The organism is Pseudomonas sp. NBB, from assembly GCF_032701105.1.
Taxonomy (GTDB): domain Bacteria; phylum Pseudomonadota; class Gammaproteobacteria; order Pseudomonadales; family Pseudomonadaceae; genus Aquipseudomonas; species Aquipseudomonas asiatica.
The window spans coordinates 3,219,272-3,235,223 of sequence record NZ_CP103994.1; the positions used below are offsets into that span (position 1 = coordinate 3,219,272).

The 15,952-nt window shown below is 62.2% G+C and carries 16 protein-coding genes; 6 read left to right on the plus strand and 10 right to left on the minus strand.

What is annotated here, in order from left to right:
• Positions 1–3 precede the first annotated feature (3 nt).
• Positions 4–405: a hypothetical protein gene (locus NY023_RS15140; protein ID WP_044047061.1), complete on the plus strand. Its 402-nt coding sequence runs from the start codon at positions 4–6 to the stop codon at positions 403–405.
• 50 nt (positions 406–455) lie between these two features.
• Here the strand turns inward: NY023_RS15140 and NY023_RS15145 are convergent, their stop codons facing one another.
• The 6 genes from NY023_RS15145 to NY023_RS15170 all read right to left on the minus strand — a co-directional run bounded on the left by NY023_RS15145 (position 456) and on the right by NY023_RS15170 (position 5,765).
• Positions 456–1,301, minus strand: a complete 846-nt coding sequence (locus NY023_RS15145; RefSeq protein ID WP_049798448.1) for a hypothetical protein — start codon at positions 1,299–1,301, stop codon at positions 456–458.
• Between the two features lie 134 nt (positions 1,302–1,435).
• Complete coding sequence (locus tag NY023_RS15150) at positions 1,436–1,930, minus strand: hypothetical protein (protein WP_013972801.1); 495 nt, start codon at positions 1,928–1,930, stop codon at positions 1,436–1,438.
• Positions 1,931–1,936: 6 nt separating this feature from the next.
• Positions 1,937–2,167: a hypothetical protein gene (locus NY023_RS15155; RefSeq protein WP_044047062.1), complete on the minus strand. Its 231-nt coding sequence runs from the start codon at positions 2,165–2,167 to the stop codon at positions 1,937–1,939.
• A gap of 260 nt (positions 2,168–2,427) precedes the next feature.
• On the minus strand, positions 2,428–4,095 hold the full coding sequence (locus NY023_RS15160; protein WP_158308190.1) for a primase-helicase family protein: 1,668 nt from the start codon (positions 4,093–4,095) through the stop codon (positions 2,428–2,430).
• A 134-nt stretch (positions 4,096–4,229) separates the two neighbouring features.
• Positions 4,230–4,490, minus strand: coding sequence for a helix-turn-helix transcriptional regulator (locus NY023_RS15165; protein ID WP_148265645.1), 261 nt, complete (start codon positions 4,488–4,490; stop codon positions 4,230–4,232).
• Positions 4,491–4,745: 255 nt separating this feature from the next.
• On the minus strand, positions 4,746–5,765 hold the full coding sequence (locus tag NY023_RS15170) for a LacI family DNA-binding transcriptional regulator (protein ID WP_024087200.1): 1,020 nt from the start codon (positions 5,763–5,765) through the stop codon (positions 4,746–4,748).
• Between the two features lie 206 nt (positions 5,766–5,971).
• Between NY023_RS15170 and NY023_RS15175 the strand changes: the two genes are divergently transcribed.
• The 3 genes from NY023_RS15175 (at position 5,972) to NY023_RS15185 (ending at position 8,353) form a co-directional block, all read left to right on the plus strand.
• Positions 5,972–6,511: a gluconokinase gene (locus NY023_RS15175; protein WP_015270531.1), complete on the plus strand. Its 540-nt coding sequence runs from the start codon at positions 5,972–5,974 to the stop codon at positions 6,509–6,511.
• A gap of 111 nt (positions 6,512–6,622) precedes the next feature.
• Entirely contained in the window at positions 6,623–7,975 is a 1,353-nt protein-coding gene (locus tag NY023_RS15180) for a GntP family permease (RefSeq protein ID WP_013972805.1), read from the plus strand.
• A gap of 84 nt (positions 7,976–8,059) precedes the next feature.
• The gene (locus tag NY023_RS15185; RefSeq protein WP_013972806.1) at positions 8,060–8,353 is read left to right on the plus strand and encodes a hypothetical protein; all 294 of its coding nucleotides are present in this window, start codon (positions 8,060–8,062) and stop codon (positions 8,351–8,353) included.
• A gap of 169 nt (positions 8,354–8,522) precedes the next feature.
• Here NY023_RS15185 and NY023_RS15190 read toward each other — a convergent pair whose 3' ends face one another.
• The 4 genes from NY023_RS15190 to NY023_RS15205 all read right to left on the minus strand — a co-directional run bounded on the left by NY023_RS15190 (position 8,523) and on the right by NY023_RS15205 (position 14,026).
• Positions 8,523–9,950 (minus strand): sigma-54-dependent transcriptional regulator, encoded by a 1,428-nt coding sequence (locus NY023_RS15190; protein WP_013972807.1) that lies wholly within the window; start codon positions 9,948–9,950, stop codon positions 8,523–8,525.
• Entirely contained in the window at positions 9,919–11,412 is a 1,494-nt protein-coding gene (locus tag NY023_RS15195) for a sensor histidine kinase (RefSeq protein WP_024087202.1), read from the minus strand. Before NY023_RS15195 ends, NY023_RS15190 begins: the two co-directional genes overlap by 32 nt.
• Positions 11,413–11,709: 297 nt before the next feature.
• Positions 11,710–13,170 (minus strand): sensor histidine kinase, encoded by a 1,461-nt coding sequence (locus NY023_RS15200; RefSeq protein ID WP_013972809.1) that lies wholly within the window; start codon positions 13,168–13,170, stop codon positions 11,710–11,712.
• Positions 13,171–13,441: 271 nt separating this feature from the next.
• Positions 13,442–14,026, minus strand: a complete 585-nt coding sequence (locus NY023_RS15205; protein ID WP_013972810.1) for a lytic transglycosylase domain-containing protein — start codon at positions 14,024–14,026, stop codon at positions 13,442–13,444.
• 186 nt (positions 14,027–14,212) lie between these two features.
• Between NY023_RS15205 and gspG the strand changes: the two genes are divergently transcribed.
• Together gspG and NY023_RS15215 are read left to right on the plus strand one after the other, a co-directional pair.
• Positions 14,213–14,638 carry a type II secretion system major pseudopilin GspG gene (gspG, locus tag NY023_RS15210; RefSeq protein WP_003258264.1) on the plus strand — a complete coding sequence of 142 codons (426 nt, stop codon included), beginning with the start codon at positions 14,213–14,215 and terminating at the stop codon, positions 14,636–14,638.
• An 11-nt stretch (positions 14,639–14,649) separates the two neighbouring features.
• Positions 14,650–15,840, plus strand: coding sequence for a type II secretion system F family protein (locus NY023_RS15215; RefSeq protein WP_013972811.1), 1,191 nt, complete (start codon positions 14,650–14,652; stop codon positions 15,838–15,840).
• The last annotated feature ends 112 nt before the right edge of the window (positions 15,841–15,952 follow it).

The window sequence follows — 15,952 nt, forward strand, 5'->3', positions numbered from 1 at the left end:
GCCATGCTGACGGAATCAGATGTTGGGCGCCTGATGTACCGGCTCCAGCGGCTTGCGGAAAGGGCACCGGAAGTCGACCGCGCACGGCACAGGGCATGCGTGCGTGGGATGCGCGCTGCCCTAGACGCCGTTGCGGAAGGGCTGCCGCTTGAGGGTATGCGCGATGTGCTGGCCGCCGAAATCATGCTCCCTGTGCCTAAGCGTACTCAGGCGGAGCGGGAGAAGCTGACCGCGCCCGCAGGCGCCACCACGATACAGCACAAGATCATCGAGCGGCTGAACGCAGGACACCGCACGGGGGCGATCATGGAGGAACTGCGCGTCACCAAACGAATGATCTACGCTGCAAGGCAACTGTGTCGAGAGGCGGACAATGTCGATGAACAGGATGCCGACAGTGACTGATGACCTGTGCACAATTAGATAGGGCGCCATGGTCGGCGCCCCTTCTTTCGTTACGGTTTGGCAAACTCGGCGCGGCGGCTTGCCGAGAGCCGGTAAGGGAACGTCACGGATTTGGGGTTTCCGTCAGCGTCTTCATACTCCACCAGCGCGGTGCCGTCTGCTGGGGGGAGAATTGGGGATAGGTAAAGCTTCCGACTTTCTAGAGAGCCGTTCTTGACGGTCCCAAACGAAACCTGTTGGCAATCGAAGGGCGCATCCAAAGTGAGTTTGACGTTGTAAGCATCGTACCCATTGTTAAATATTCTGATTTCATTCATTGCCTCACCGGGCATCCTACCAGGGCCACTATTGCCCGTGGTGAGTGTGAGTTCTACCTGAATTTCTTTCTCCCTTCTTACACGCTGTGCCTCTTGGGCCGTTCGCTGATGCTCCTTTTGCTCTAACGCTACATCTGCCATCACCTTCTGCTGGGCAACGGAGTTTTGCAGCTCCGTTGCTTGAAGGCGCAGAGCCTCGGTGCCTTGTCGCAGTTCGTCACCCTGCTGCAGGAAACCCAGGACCAGCCAGAGGAACGCCACCGGCCCAAAGGCACCAGCAAGGAAGTCGCCCACCTCATTCAGGGGCATGGTCACTACTTGGCCAGAGCGTACACAGACCAGCACGAACATGGCGAACAGATAGACCACTGTAATCGCGGTGCCAATCTCTACCATGTGCTGGCGCAGCTTCCAGTCGGGCTGCTGACGTTTCACCTTGATGCGCTGCCCCACCACGAGGCTGGCGATGACTGCTACCACCAGCACCGGGATTATCGGCAGATACGACCACACGTCATCCAATGCAGTAGGTGGCGCGCTCCAGAACACACCACCCACTGGTTCCCACAAACCCGCCATTGCAACCCCTTTGCTCTATCCGTGGCACATGGCCAGCGATGATAGCTGCGGCGTGTAGCGGTGAGCAATTCACGTCGGCAGAAACAGCAAAGCCGCCCATGGAGAGCGGCCTTTGTTTTGCCTGGTGCTGTGGATTAGGGCGGGTTGCCTGTTGATGTGCCGTCTGCGCTGGACTCAAGAAGGGTGATGTCGTCTTGATCCTTCGGCCGACCAGTGCCCCGCTTCATGCGGATCAGAAGGTCTCTGTGGGCACAGCGGACTTGTTTCCCATTGACCAGTACCTCAAGCGCCCGCTGCCACTCTTCCTCAAAGTTGATGCCAGGTCCACCGGTCAAAATGTCAGCGTGGAAGACGGGCTTGAGGCACAGCTGTTGGGGCTTGGCGCCCACTTTGGCGATATCACCTTCATCGAAGTCGGGCGTAATATTGCGTGCGTACAGGGCGCGGATGACGCGCTTCGCATTGTCGGTGGTGGACTCGACCAGCAGATCGAGGTCCGCCCCTGCTATCCCCCGTGCTGGGACGTGAAGATGAACAGCTACACCGCCGACCACCAAAAACCGTACACCGCAGTCCAGCAGTCCAGCCAGAAGATCACCGTTGCTTCCGAAGGTAGTTGCTTGTTTCATTGTGGGTCACCAGTCGTTCGCCGGCGGGTCGGGCTCAGCGCAGTAGTTCCAGTAGGCGTTGTCGGCGGCCTTGTACTCGTCGCCCTCGCTGATTTCCATGTGCGATTGAATCACATAGCACAGTTCGTCGCGCTCGACGGCGGCCTTCTGCGCCCAGCTATAGAACCCAAAGACCACCAAGGCGGCGAGTCCGATTTTCAGTACGTTGGCGTACCAGTCTAGCCATGCGTATTTCATACGTCACCTCCAAGTACCCGTTGCCGAAACTCCAGCCATGCGACATGTTCCTTTGCTTCGCGGCGTACTTCGGGGTCGCTGGCTGACTGAGCGACCTCCCGCATACCCTCCAACAAATCACCCAGGTACGGCCTGATCGCCCTTAACACCTCGGTCAGGTCGCCTTCAACGAGCAGGTCACAGGCCGCCCGTGCCCTCGCATACGCTGCCGCGATGGCTCACGCACGATGCCCAACAGCGCATCGGTACGCCCCTCAAAGCTATTCATGGTCGGCCACCTCGCTGTCGAACTGGGTTTGCACAGGGGATAGGTGCCTGCCTGTATCGAGGTAATCTCCCTTCGATTCTGGCGACATGCCCTTCCACCAGTCGACAGCAGCAACGTGTACATAGACCTGAGTCGGAACGGGCTTGGTATGGCCCAGGCTTTTGCGTAGTACCCTGCCGTCCCAAAGCATCAGCTGTGACATCTTCGTCAGCTGTTTGCCACACGCCCCGCTGGTGATGTTGCACCTCAGCGACGACCCGTACAGTTTGTCCACATGCACCGAGACTTCGCGTGCGGTGAAGGCGTTCTTATCGAACGGCGGGGTGCGGCTTTCGCACATTTCCTCCAGCACAGCGTACAGCGGACCCTGCGCGCCCCGTTGTACGGCCAGCGCAGCGATGGTCTGCGGTGCCGGTGCATGCGGGTCCCAGTCAGCGGGGAACTGCCAGGTGCGCAGCAAGTTGGCCACGATCCCAGCGCCTGGCCCATCGATCCACTTGACGAAGGCCTTGTAGTAGCTCGCGTCTAGCGGATGCTCGACGGTCATCAGCACCGCGATACGGCGGTCGTTCTGCATCAGCGGCAGCGCGTCGATGTTGTTGGTGGTGATGATGTAGTGCGCGATGTTGCGGATTTCCCGGGCTGCCCGGCCCTTGCCCTCGAACTGGGTATCTTCCTCGCTGATCTGCGTCTTGAAGTCTTCGTACCCATCCGCCCGGTCCGACCGCGCCAGCTCATTGATGAAGATCAAGCGCTTGTGCTCGATGGCATCCATAAAGTTACTTTGTAACCTTTTGCCCGACACCCCGGCCACCAGTGGCTTGCCGAACACCCGCGACAGCAGGCGCTGGACCAGGTTCTTGCCCACGCCGCCGAACTGGCTGTACATGAAAATCGCCACGGGGATCTTGATGTCGGGGAACTGGTACAGGGTGGCCAGCCAGTTCAGGAAGTACATGACGCCGATCTGGTCGCCGTCGCTGATCTGCATCAGGTGGTTGATGAACGGTGCCGCATCGTCCATGGTGGCGTTGTAGTTCGGTTCCTCCATGGTCTTCTTGAGCACATACCAGCGGTTGAATTCCTCGGGGTTGCCTTCGTGCTCGGGCTTGCTGGTCGGCTCCATGACAACCGCACCCACTACGCGCTTGCCGTGGTCGGACCACTGCCACCAGATCGAGCCGGCCGACGCCCGGTCAGTTTCTGTGCCGTTCTCGTCGATGAGACTCACACTGCCGTAATGCTTGTCACAGAAGTGAATGAAACTGTCCTTGCCGTACTTGAGGCCTGTTTCTATCTGATACGCCAGCGGATATGAAGCGCCAGTGAGCATTACAAAATCTAGGTTGATTTGCCGCAGCAGCTCCCGAGACTCGCGGTCTATCTTCTTGTCTTTGGTCGAGCCCTGCGCACCACCGTCACCCTTCGGTAGCTCTCCACTGCCGGAGCCCAGTTGGTCGACAGGCCTTTCGCTGGCTTCCGTCGCACCGTTGCTTGGGCTGGCAGCTTGGTTTGCCGAAATCTTGGCAACAAGGGCGTCAACAGCACGCTGCTGTGCCATGGGTTGAACGACGGTGTTGCCAAAGTCGTGGATGACCCCCGGCACCGGCGAACCGGCCAGTGGTTCGTTGGCGGCTAGCTGGCGGTACAGGTCGTCCAAGCACATGCGACCGGTAATGATGGCGACCGATGCAGTGGCACCGCTTGCGCCGCTGGCGGTGGACGATATACTGGTATTCATCATGCAATCCCCCTCAACCCCGGCGAGCTTCGACCCTTGCCGGGGTTTTCTTTTCAGGCTGGCTGTACTCGACCGTAGGCGGCATCGCGCTCTGCTATCCGTGCCACGAACCACGCGTCGACTTCGCTCTTCACGAACATGCGCTTGCCGGCACAACCGTTGCTCCGACGCGGGCCTATCTCCAGCGGCGCGGGAAACCCCAAGGCGATGTACTTGTACAGGGTGGTGTCGCTCTTGGTGCCGAGCAGGCGTTTGACTTCTTCCCAAGGAATGAGGAAGTCAGGGACGGTCGTTACCGATTTTCGATTGCTCATCACGATTACTCCCAAGGTGATATGCATGGGGGTTCGTGAGATGGCTTTTTAGGGTGGGATTACCGCGCTAGAGAGGCTGCTTTTGCCTGAGCCTCACTCGCGGTGGAAATCGAACATGACGCCGGGCTCCTGTATGCGCGGTGTCCTGAGCATAGATCGCCGTTAGCGCCATGCAAGCACAGTGCTATCACCTTGTAATTATTGCATTCGCAATACGGAGCGCCATTCTTAACCGGGATGGGCAAGCGTCCGCCCTCAGGAACTTTCCCGCACCATCAACTCGAAGCCCAGGTCCTGCTGCGCATTCGGCACCCGCTTGCCATCGAGCAACGCCAGCAGCGCCTGCGCAGCACCGCGCCCCACAGCGGCGCGAGGCGTGCGAATCGAGGTCAGCCGCGGCACCATGTGCGCCGAAGCCGGCAGGTCGTTGAAACCGACCATCGCCACCTGCCGCGGCACCTCCACCCCTTGGCGCAATGCCTGCAGCACCGCGCCCTGGGCCAGGTCGTCGTTGCAGAAGAAGATACCGTCGACATCCGGCGCCTGCCGCATCAGTTGGCTGAACAACTCGCTGCCCAAGGCAATGGAAGAAGGCTCCGGCGTCAGCACTTCAAGCTCGGTCGCCTGCAAGCCGGCCTCGGCCAACGCCTGGCGGAACCCTTCGGCACGCTGCATCACTCGTGGGTCCAGCTGTGCGGCAATGAACCCCAGGCGCTTGCGCCCGCGCTCGATCAGGTGGCGGGCGGCGGCGCGCCCGGCCTGCTGCTGCGAGAAGCCGACGGACAATGCACCAGCTTCGCCATTCAGTTCCATCATGTGCACACAAGGTACGCCACTGGCCGCCAGCATCTGCCGCGATGCCTCGCTGCGCTCGAAACCGGTCAGCAGCATGCCGCAGGGCTGATAGGCCAGGTAGTTGCGGATGAGGTTCTCCTCTTCGGCAAGATCGTAGTGATAGTTGCCAATCAGCACCTCGAGCCCGCGCGGGCGCATGACCTCATGAATGGCTTCCAGCGTGTCGATGAACAGCTGGTTGGACAGCGACGGGATCAACACCACCACCGACTGGCTGCGCGCCGAAGCCAGGGCACGGGCCGCCGGGTTGGCGACATAACCGAGGCTCGCCGCGGCAGCAACGACCTTTTCCACCAGCTCCGGCGCAACCGTGCTGACCCCGCGCAGGGCGCGCGAGGCGGTAATCGGGGAAACCCCGGAAAGCCTGGCAACTTCTGCCAAGGTGGGACGACCTGTGGTACGGGAGCCGGTGCGGGACATGGATGTTGTAATTTTACTACTTGCAAGGAAAGGGAACGGCCACTAAGGTAGCGCTGTCTCAGGATGCAGGCAATGTAATCTTTGGTAGCAGCCAACGCGCGCTCGCCGCCAAGCGTCCATACTGCGTAGGGACAAGACCAATAACACCGGGGAGGTGGCTGTTCGTCGACAACGAGACAGCGCTATCTCACCCGCAGGAGGTACTGATGAATTCTCCCCTGTCCGCCATCGTGGTGATGGGCGTGGCCGGTTGCGGCAAAAGCTGCATCGGCGCTGCCATCGCTGCCAGAAGCGGCGGCCGCCTGATCGAAGGTGACGCTTTCCACCCTGCCGAAAACATCCGCAAGATGAGCGCTGGCATCCCCCTGGACGACAGCGACCGTGCCGGTTGGCTGGTGCGTCTTGGTCAGGAGCTGCAAGCCACGACCCAGGCCGGGGAACGTCCGATCCTGACCTGTTCGGCCCTCAAGCGCCGCTATCGCGACTCCCTGCGCGACGCCATGCCCGGGCTGGTGTTCGTGTTCCTCGAGCTGTCACCCGCCGAGGCGGAGAAACGCGTGCTGGCCCGCCCCGGGCATTTCATGCCGGCGAGCCTCATCGATAGCCAATTCGCTGCCCTGGAGCCGCCACACGGCGAACCCCTGACCCTGGCGCTCGACGCCACCCAGCCCATCGAAGCGCTTGCCGAAGCGGTGGACAGCTGGCTAAAGGGCCGCAGTGAGCCGGGCCTGGCACAAACCGCCTGACCCAGGCGGCTTTCCCGGCCCAACCGAGACAGCGCTACCCTGCCCCTCAAGCGCAAGCAAATTTGCAAAAAAGCTACGCCAAAACAACGATAAGACCGAGGCCTTCAAACCATGTTCGGACTGGCTACTGATACCTTCCTGCTGCTCGACGCGCTGGTTACCATCGTCGGGCTGATCCTGCTGATCACCCACTTCAAAGTCCATCCCTTCGTCGCACTGACCATCGCGGCCGGCTTCCTTGGCCTGACCTCCGGCATGCCGGTGGCCAAGGTCATGAAATCGTTCCAGGACGGTTTTGGCGGTGTTCTGGGCTTCGTCGGCATCGTGCTCGCCCTGGGCACCATGCTTGGCAAGCTGATGGCCGACTCCGGGGGGGCCGATCAGATCGCGCAAACCCTCATCCGCGCCTTCGGCAAGAAGAACGTGCACTGGGCGATGATGTTCGCCGCCTTCCTGGTGGGTATCCCGCTGTTCTTCGAGATCGGCTTCGTGCTGCTGATCCCGCTGGTGTTCATCGTCGCCCGACGCTCCGGCGTATCGCTGATCAAGATCGGCATTCCACTGCTGGCCGGCCTGTCGGTGGTGCACGGCCTGGTGCCCCCGCACCCGGGCCCGCTGCTGGCGATCGGCATCTTCCATGCCGACATCGGCAAGACCATCTTCTATGGCCTGATCGTGGCGCTGCCTACCGCCATCATCGCCGGCCCGCTGTTCGGTAATTTCATTTCCCGCTACATCCCGGGCACCCCGTCCCAGGAGCTGATGGACCAGATCGCCAAGGAGTCCGACCAGGGCAATCTGCCGAGCTTCACCATCACCCTGGTCACCGTGCTGCTGCCGGTGGTGCTGATGCTGCTGAAGACCTTCGCCGACGTGGTGCTGCCTGCCGAGCACATCGTGCGCCAGTGGATGGACCTGATCGGCCACCCCATCACCGCCCTGCTCGCTGCCCTGCTGCTGGCCTTCCATACCTTTGGCTCGGCCCGTGGCTTCAACCGTCAGCAGATCATGAAGATGCTCGACCAGAGCCTGGCACCGACTGCGGCGATCGTGCTGATCGTGGGTGCCGGCGGTGGCTTCAAGCAGATGCTGGTAGACACCGGCGTGGGCAACGTGATCGGACAGATGGCCGTACAGGCGGAGATTTCGCCCATCATGCTGGCCTGGCTGGTAGCAGCGGTAATCCGTATCGCCACCGGTTCCGCCACGGTCGCCACCATTACCGGTGCGGGCATCGTTGCACCGGTGATCGACCTGGTGCCGGGGGTCAACCGTGAACTGCTGGTGCTGGCCACCGGCGCTGGCTCGTTGATTCTGTCCCACGTCAACGACGCCGGCTTCTGGCTGGTGAAGCAGTACTTCAACATGACCGTGGCGGAAACCTTCAAGACCTGGAGCATGATGGAGACCATCCTGTCGATCGTCGGCATCATCTTCATCATGTTGCTGTCGCTGGTGGTGTAACCGTTGATCGGGGTAATGGCACCTTGAAGCTTCGGGTAGGGCCGAAGGGAAGTATCAGCCCTACCAGAAGCAAAGGAGCCTGCCATGCCCCGCTCAAGCATCCTGCTTATTGCCCTGCTCGCCGCGCCGTTAGCCATTGCTGCCGGCACCGGCCCCACCTACCCCGACGACCCGCACAACCCGGCGCCCAAGCCGGGCGCGGACAGCACCCTCAACCCGATCGAAAAGCCCATGCCGCGGGACACAGACCCACGCATAAAGGGCAACGACCCGGACAGCCCGCCAGCTGAACAGAATGACAACCGGGATTTGCCAGGGATGGATGGCAGTGGCTCGGAAGGTACCGGGCGGCAGGGAGCAGCCGATAATCAGCGTTGATCAATGCCCCTGAATGCAACTGTCTTGCTCAAATTCCAAAAGTTGCCGCAATCCCTGTAGGAGCGGCTTTAGCCGCGAAGAATCCAACACGGTGATGGCACCGGCTGCGCCGGTGGTCGCGGCCAAAGCCGCTCCCACAGGGGCCCCTGTACGGCCCATTATCCGATGCTCACCACTGGCGCTTGTCCGGCCTGGTCAGCCCCAGCTTCTCGATCCGGTACCGCAGCATATCCCGCGACAGCCCGAGCATGCGTGCCGACTTGGTCACGTTCCAGTCCGTGCGGTCCAGGGTCTTGCACACCAGGTCGCGCTCCATGTCCGGCAGGCTGGTGCCGGGCTCCGGTTCGTGCCGAGGCATTTCGAACACCGCAGGCGCCGCCTGCTGCACCAGCGGCTCGTCGATCAAGGTCATGCACAGGTTGAGCTGGTGCGCCTGCACCACCTCGTTCGGCGCCAGCAGCACGGTCTGCTCCAGCATGTTGCGCAGTTCGCGCACGTTGCCTGGCCAGCTGTAACCGAGCATCAGGCTTTCCGCCTCGGCGGAAAAGCGCAGGTTCGGCTTGCCATAACGCCGGCCATGATGGGCCAGGAAATGCCGCGCCAGCAGCAGCACGTCCTGCCCGCGGGCATACAGGCGCGGTACCTTCAGGGCAATGATACGCAGGCGGAAGAACAGGTCGCGGCGGAACTTGCCCTGCTGCACCATCTGCTCCAGGTTGCAGTTGGTAGCGCTGATCACCCGCAGGTCGACCTTGCGCTCCTTCACCGCGCCGATCCGGCGGATACTGCGGTCTTCCAGCAACTTCAGCAGCTTGGCCTGGAGCACCAGGTCCATCTCGCCAATCTCGTCGAGGAACAAGGTGCCCCCATCGGCAGCCTCCACCAGGCCCACCCTGCGCTCCTTGGCATCGGTAAAGGCGCCCTTCTCGTGGCCAAACAGCTCGGCCTCCAGCAGGTTGGCCGGGATCGAGGCGCAGTTGAACTCGATGAACGGCCCCTTGCTGCGCGAACCATCGAAATGCAGGGCGCGGGCCACCAGCTCCTTGCCGGTACCGGTCTCGCCTTCGATCAGCACCGGTGGCAGGTCGTCGCTGGCCATGCGCCGTTCTGCATCCAGCACTTGGCGCAGGGTGTGCTTGAGGGTGAGCATCGCCGGTGATTCACCGATCAATGCCTGCAACCCGGACTTCTGCGCCTCGCGCTCCTGGTAGAACGACAACGTGCGCTCCATGCGCTCGGCAGCCAGCGCCTTGTCCAGGGTCAGCTTGAGCTCGGCCAGCACCACGGGCTTGGTCAGGTAATGGAAGGCGCCCTCCTTCATTGCCTGCACGGCATCTTCCACGTTGCCATAGCCGGTCATCATGATGACTTTCAGGTCCGGCACCTGCGCCACCAAGGTACGCAGCAGGTCGTGCCCGCTCATGCCCGGCAGCGAGTTGTCGGTCAGCACCGCATCGGGCTGGCCCCGTTTTATCTGCTCCAGCGCCAGCTCCGCGCTGTGGCACACGGTGACCTCGAAGCCCTTGAGGCCGAGGTAGGTGCGAATATTGTCGGCGAGAATTTCATCATCCTCGACTACCAGGATGCTTTGCTCCATGGTCCCCTCCCGCTGCGATATTGAATGTGAGGCTGACGCGGGTTCCTTCCTCTTCACGGCTGCTCAGGCTGACCGAGCCGCCAAAACGCTCCATGATGCGTTTGACCAGGGCCAGGCCTACACCCAGGCCGCCCTGCTTGGTGGTGTAGAACGGCTTGAACACCATCCGTTCCTGCTGTTGGCTCATGCCCTTGCCGGTATCGCTAAGGACGAACTCGGCACGCTGCCCATCCTGCACATTGACCTGGGCGCACAGCATGCCACCTTCAGGCATGGCTTCCAGGGCATTGGAGAACAGGGTGTTGAGAATCTGCGTGAGCTGTAGCGGCTGGCTGGCCACCCATTGCGACCGGGGGCCTTCGTAGCAGAAGTACACACCGTTGCGTTCGATCTGCTGGGCGAAGGCCAGGTGGGTGTCCTCGATGGCCGTCACCAGGTCCACGGCCTCGGCATCGTCACTGGTCGGGCGCAGCGACACCAGCAGGTCACGCACCCAGCGCGACATGCGGTCGACCTGGCTGATGATGTCGGTGATGTTCTTCTGCGCCGCGGGGTTGGCGATTTCCTGAGCCAGTTCGGCGCTGGAGCGAATGTTGGCCAGCGGGTTGCGCAAGCTATGCGCCACGGCCGAAGACATCTCGCCCAGGGCCACATAGGTTTCACTGGCCACCAGCCGGTCCTGCTGCAGGTGCAGCAGCTGCGCGGCGCGGCGCACGATCCAGAACAGGCCGAAGTAGACCAGCGCCCCGCCCACCAGGGTAGAAGCCCAGATCAGCACATAACCGCGCTGGATGCGTAACACCAGGTCCTGCGGCTCCTTGTAGATTTCCACCATGGCCAGCACCTGTTCGCCCTGGCTGTCGAACAGCGGGATGTAGTTCTCGATGAACAGGAAGCGCGGTTCACGCTGGAACTTCTGCTCTTCGCGGTCATCCTCGGCCTGGTGGTAGCTGGCCGATACCGTCTTGCGCGAGCGGAAGGCGCGGTCCAGGTCACCATCGGCCTCGATTCGCTTGCCGATCAGCTCCCGGTTGGTCGACCAGACAATGGTGCGGTCGCGGGCATAGACGTTGGCCAGCAAGGTGTCCGGCAGGTGCTCCACATGGTCGAGGAACTCGACCCGGGTCGATTCGGCCAGCTCCGGGGTGAACTGCAAGTGCTGCTGGTCCAGGCGCGGGTCAAGCAACTCGCCCATGGTGGTGCCCGGCGGCAACTGCGAATGACGTACTTCGGCCTGGGCCATGGCCTGGATGAACTGGGCGGTGAGCATGGCATCGCGCTCGACGCTGTCGCGCACCACGAAACGCGTCGACACATAACCCAGCCCGCCCGCCACCGAGGCGATGATCAGCAGGCTTATGACCGAAAACCAGCGCAGCAGGTTGAATTCGCGCAATGGCACGGCCACACCGTTGGCGGTAGTACTGGCCTTGTCAGGAACTTCTTTATCCAGCATCTGCATCGCGTGCTTCCCGCCCAGGGCGTCCATTCAGAAATGCATCAAGGCGACAAATAGTAGCCAATTGATAGCACTCCACCCGTGCAGCCGCAGCCGCCATTTGTCGTGTGTTGCGCTCTGCCTGTCACATTGCAAGAACCCAGCCAGCCAACATGCCAATTCAAATTATCTTTGATTATCAATAGGTTGAAGACACATCTTAAATTAACTTGGAGGGCTATCCCCCACATTTGGGGGTTTTCACCCAAAAAACATTAAATCCTTTATAAACAATTAGATACGAGCATTTATTAATGTAAGTCAGGAGCCATTGACCAGCCGGAAACTCAGCGAAACCCGGGTGCCATGGCCTTCACTGCTGCTGAGGCGGACACTGCCCCCGAAGCGTTCCATGATGCGTTTCACCAACACCAGACCCACGCCCAACCCACCCTGCTTGGTGGTGAAGAACGGCCGGAAGGCCATGCGCTGCTGCTGTTCGGTCATGCCTTTGCCGTTGTCGGACAGGCGCAGGGTCAGGTTACGCCGGTCATGGCGCACCACCTCGACACGCAACCGCCCACCCTGCTCCATCGACTCCAGGGCATTGGCGATCAGGCTGCTGAAGATCTGCCGCAGTAACACCGGATGCCCCAGCACCTGCACTGCCGGTATCGGTTGCAGGTCAAGGCTCACTCCGCCGCGCGCCAGCGGCACTGCGTAGGTCTGCAGGCTTTCCTGCAATGCCAGCGGCAAATCCACCGCCACGGCCTCATCGTTGAGCGGGCGCAAGGACTGCAACATCTGGCGGATCCACTGCGACATGCGGTCGACCTGGCTGATGATGTCGTTGACGTTGCGCTGCGCCGGGCCATCGTCGAACGCCTGGGCCAACTCGGCACTGGAACGGATGCTGGCCAGCGGGTTGCGCAGGCTATGGGCCACCGCCGAGGACACCTCGCCCAGCGCCACGTAGGTTTCGTTGCTGATCAGCCGCTTCTGCTGCACCGCCAGCAGGCGCGCGGCGCGGTGCATGATGCCGTACAGGCCTACGTAGACCAGCGCGGCACCGATGGTGATCGCCAGCCAGATCAGGATCAGCCCATGCTCGATGCGCACGATCAGGTCATGGGGCTCCTTGTAGATCTCGACCATCGCCGTGACCTGCTCGCCATCGGCATCGAACAGCGGAATATAGTTTTCGATGAACAACTGCTCGGGTGGGATGACGAACTTCTGCTCGACGCGGGCCTGTTCGAAGTTGTGGTAGCTGGCCGAGACTCGCATCTTGTACTCGAAAGCCTGCTCCAGGTCCTCATCGCCTTCTATCAGCTTGCCGACCAGGGCCGGGTTGCTGGACCAGATCACCGTACGGTCCGGGGCATAGATGTTGGCCAGCAGCATGTCGGGCAGGTGCGCAATGTGGTCCAGGAACTCGCCACGCGCCCTGCGCCGGGCGTCCGGGTCGACATCGAGCAGGTTGGCGCGGTCGATGCGCGGGTCAAGCAGTTCACCCATGGTGCGCACATTAGGGATCGACACATGGCGCACTTCGGCATCGGCGATGGAGGTGATGAACTGCGCGGTGAGCAAGGCATCGCGCTCGATGCTCTCGTCGACGATGAAGCGGCTGGAAATCAACCCCAGCCCGACCGCTACCGAGAGGATGATGGCCAGGCTGACCCAGGCGTACCAGCGCAGCAGATTGAACGGCTTGCGTCGGGTGGCCAGTTCGTTACCGGCGGGTACTTCAATAACGTCGGAACAAGGGGCGATGTCCATGGCGGACTCCACAACTGAGCACCTTCAGAAGGTTATAGCCCAGAGTTGGGGAAACCATCGGGTCAGCTTGGTGGCATCCGCCGAAGGGTATTGTCTTGTTTCCCGTATTGAACGCACCTGCCTTGCAAAAATCCAGATGCTCACACGGCCCCTGTGGGAGCGGCTTTAGCCGCGAACACCGGCGCAGCCGGTGCCATGCACCGCGTTGGATTCTTCGCGGCTAAAGCCGCTCCCACAGGGGTCGCACCAGCGTTGAAAGGGGCTACAGGGGCTAATCACCCGTCAACCCCTGCAAGCGGCGGTACTCCCGCAGCACATTCGGTACATAGCGCCGGGTCTCGGCAAACGGCGGTACCGCACCACGGCGCAGCACCGCGTCCGGGCCGGCGTTGTAGGCCGCCACGGCCAGGGTGATGTCATTGTCGAACAAATTGAGCATGCGCTTGAGGTAGCGGGCCCCTCCCTGCACGTTGTCTTCCGGGTCCAGGCGGTTTTCCACGCCCATCTCGCGGGCAGTATCCGGCATCAATTGCATCAGCCCCACCGCGCCCGCTGGCGAACGCGCCTTGGGGTTGTAACCGGACTCGGCCTTGATCACCGCATGCAGCAACGCCGGGGGTACGTCGTGGGTGCGCGCCGCGGCGGCGACCAGCTTGGCGTAGGGGCGGCCGGTGATGAGCTGCGCGTTGGCCGGGCCGGCCTGGGCCTTCGGCTCGCTGATCACCGTTTCATAGAGGCGCCCGGGTCGATGGACGTTGGTCAGTATGTAGCTGCCTTTGGCGTCGATGGAAATGTACACATCGGCCTGGGCAGCACCTGCCACCAGCCAGATCAAACCGAGAATGAGTCCACGCATGTCGGTCGCCTCTTCGTGGTCTCCCCCGATGTTGGGGGATATACCCCGGAAAACCCGGTGTCGATGACCACGACGCAAGCACTGTGCCGCTTCGCGTGCCGCATGGTGCAAGGCGCCAGCGCAGGCGTGCACGGCTGTTGCATGGAGCCAGCAAAAGCTTGTCCCCATGCAGCGGAGGGCTTCACCATGCAGCGCAGAACCAACCCTCAACGTGGCTTCACCCTGCTCGAACTTTTGGTGGTGCTGGTGGTGCTCGGCCTGTTGGCCGGTATCGTCGCGCCCAAGTACTTCAGCCAGCTCGGCCGCTCCGAAGCCAAGGTGGCGCGGGCGCAGATAGAGGGGCTGAGCAAGGCCCTGGACCTGTACCGCCTGGAAGTCGGCCACTACCCCAGCAGTGAGCAGGGCCTGCAGGCCCTGGTGGTCGCCCCCAATGGCGAAGCGCGCTGGACCGGCCCGTACCTGCAGAAGGCCGTGCCGCAAGACCCGTGGGGCCGCGCATACATCTACCGGCAACCCGGCGAGAACGGCGGCGAGTACGACCTGCTGTCGATGGGCAAGGACGGGCAGCCCGGTGGCGACGGGGAAAACGCCGAAATCACCAGTTGGCAGTAGGGAGAACGGCCATGCGCTACAGCCTCAAGGCCCTGGGCAGGCAGGGTGTGGTGCAGTTGCAGATCGACGCCGAGGACGCCGACCAGGCCCGCCGCCAGGTCGAGGACCAGGGCTTGCGCGTGCTCAGCCTGCATGGCCACGGCGGCGCCTTGCGCGGCATGGCCTGGCGCCGCGAAGCAAGCTTTGACCTGGTGCTGTTCAGCCAGGAACTCTCGACCCTGCTCAACGCCGGCCTGCCGCTGATCGACGCGCTGGAAAGCCTGGCGGAAAAGGCCCCCGCAGCCGCAGCGCGCAAAGTGCTCGCCGAACTGGTCCGCCAACTGTACGAAGGCCGCTCGCTGTCCCAGGCCCTGGGCCAGCAGCCACGGGTGTTCCCGCCGCTATACGTGGCGCTGGTACAGTCCAGCGAGCGTACCGGCGCGCTCGGCGACGCCCTCGCCCGCTACATAAGCTACCGCCAGCGCCTGGACCTGGTCCGGCAGAAGCTGGTGGGTGCCTCGGTCTACCCGATGCTGCTATTGCTGGTGGGCGGTGGCGTGGTGCTGTTCCTGCTTGGCTACGTGGTGCCGCGTTTCAGCCAGGTGTTCGAGGGCATGGGCACCGAGTTGCCCTGGCTGTCTCGGCTGCTGATGCAGATCGGGCTATTCCTGCATGCCCAGCAACTACCGCTGGCATTGGGCGCCCTCGGTGCGGCCACTGCGCTGTGGCTGCTGCGCCGCCAGCCATGGGTACGGCGCTGGGCAGCCTGCCAGCTGCGGCGCCTGCCGGCACTTCACCAACGCCTGATGATGTACGAACTGGCGCGCTTCTATCGCTCATTGGGCATCCTGCTGCAAGGCGGTATCCCCATCCTCACCGCCATGGGCATGGCCCGCGGCCTGCTCGGCAGCGCGGCGGCCGAGGGCCTGGAGCACGCCAGCCAGCGGGTCGCCGAAGGGTTGCCCCTGTCCGATGCGTTGGAGGCCGGGCAACTGGTGACGCCGGTGTCGTTGCGCCTGCTGCGCGCCGGCGAGCAGTCCGGCAACCTGGGCGAAATGCTGGAGCGCTGCGCCGACTTCCATGACCAGGAAATCGGCCGCTGGGTGGAATGGTTCGTCAAGCTGTTCGAACCGCTGCTGATGACCTTCATCGGCCTGCTGATCGGCCTGATCGTGATCCTGATGTACATGCCGATCTTCGAACTGGCCTCGAGCATTCACTGAAATCTCTGACCCAGGATGAAAGCCCACGACCGAGCTGGCCATGTCTGCAATCGATGAATGATCTGCTCATATCATTCATCGTGATAATAACCTTCGTCCCGTTCGATTCGTG

Bases quoted from the DNA above. Each gene is read 5' to 3' on its own strand.
- NY023_RS15140 (WP_044047061.1), top strand. From the start codon at position 4: ATGCTGACGGAATCAGATGTTGGGCGCCTGATGTACCGGCTCCAGCGG.
- NY023_RS15145 (WP_049798448.1), bottom strand. From the start codon at position 1,301: ATGGCGGGTTTGTGGGAACCAGTGGGTGGTGTGTTCTGGAGCGCGCCA.
- NY023_RS15150 (WP_013972801.1), bottom strand. From the start codon at position 1,930: ATGAAACAAGCAACTACCTTCGGAAGCAACGGTGATCTTCTGGCTGGA.
- NY023_RS15155 (WP_044047062.1), bottom strand. From the start codon at position 2,167: ATGAAATACGCATGGCTAGACTGGTACGCCAACGTACTGAAAATCGGA.
- NY023_RS15165 (WP_148265645.1), bottom strand. From the start codon at position 4,490: ATGAGCAATCGAAAATCGGTAACGACCGTCCCTGACTTCCTCATTCCT.
- NY023_RS15170 (WP_024087200.1), bottom strand. From the start codon at position 5,765: ATGTCCCGCACCGGCTCCCGTACCACAGGTCGTCCCACCTTGGCAGAA.
- NY023_RS15175 (WP_015270531.1), top strand. From the start codon at position 5,972: ATGAATTCTCCCCTGTCCGCCATCGTGGTGATGGGCGTGGCCGGTTGC.
- NY023_RS15180 (WP_013972805.1), top strand. From the start codon at position 6,623: ATGTTCGGACTGGCTACTGATACCTTCCTGCTGCTCGACGCGCTGGTT.
- NY023_RS15185 (WP_013972806.1), top strand. From the start codon at position 8,060: ATGCCCCGCTCAAGCATCCTGCTTATTGCCCTGCTCGCCGCGCCGTTA.
- NY023_RS15190 (WP_013972807.1), bottom strand. From the start codon at position 9,950: ATGGAGCAAAGCATCCTGGTAGTCGAGGATGATGAAATTCTCGCCGAC.
- NY023_RS15195 (WP_024087202.1), bottom strand. From the start codon at position 11,412: ATGCAGATGCTGGATAAAGAAGTTCCTGACAAGGCCAGTACTACCGCC.
- NY023_RS15200 (WP_013972809.1), bottom strand. From the start codon at position 13,170: ATGGACATCGCCCCTTGTTCCGACGTTATTGAAGTACCCGCCGGTAAC.
- NY023_RS15205 (WP_013972810.1), bottom strand. From the start codon at position 14,026: ATGCGTGGACTCATTCTCGGTTTGATCTGGCTGGTGGCAGGTGCTGCC.
- gspG (WP_003258264.1), top strand. From the start codon at position 14,213: ATGCAGCGCAGAACCAACCCTCAACGTGGCTTCACCCTGCTCGAACTT.
- NY023_RS15215 (WP_013972811.1), top strand. From the start codon at position 14,650: ATGCGCTACAGCCTCAAGGCCCTGGGCAGGCAGGGTGTGGTGCAGTTG.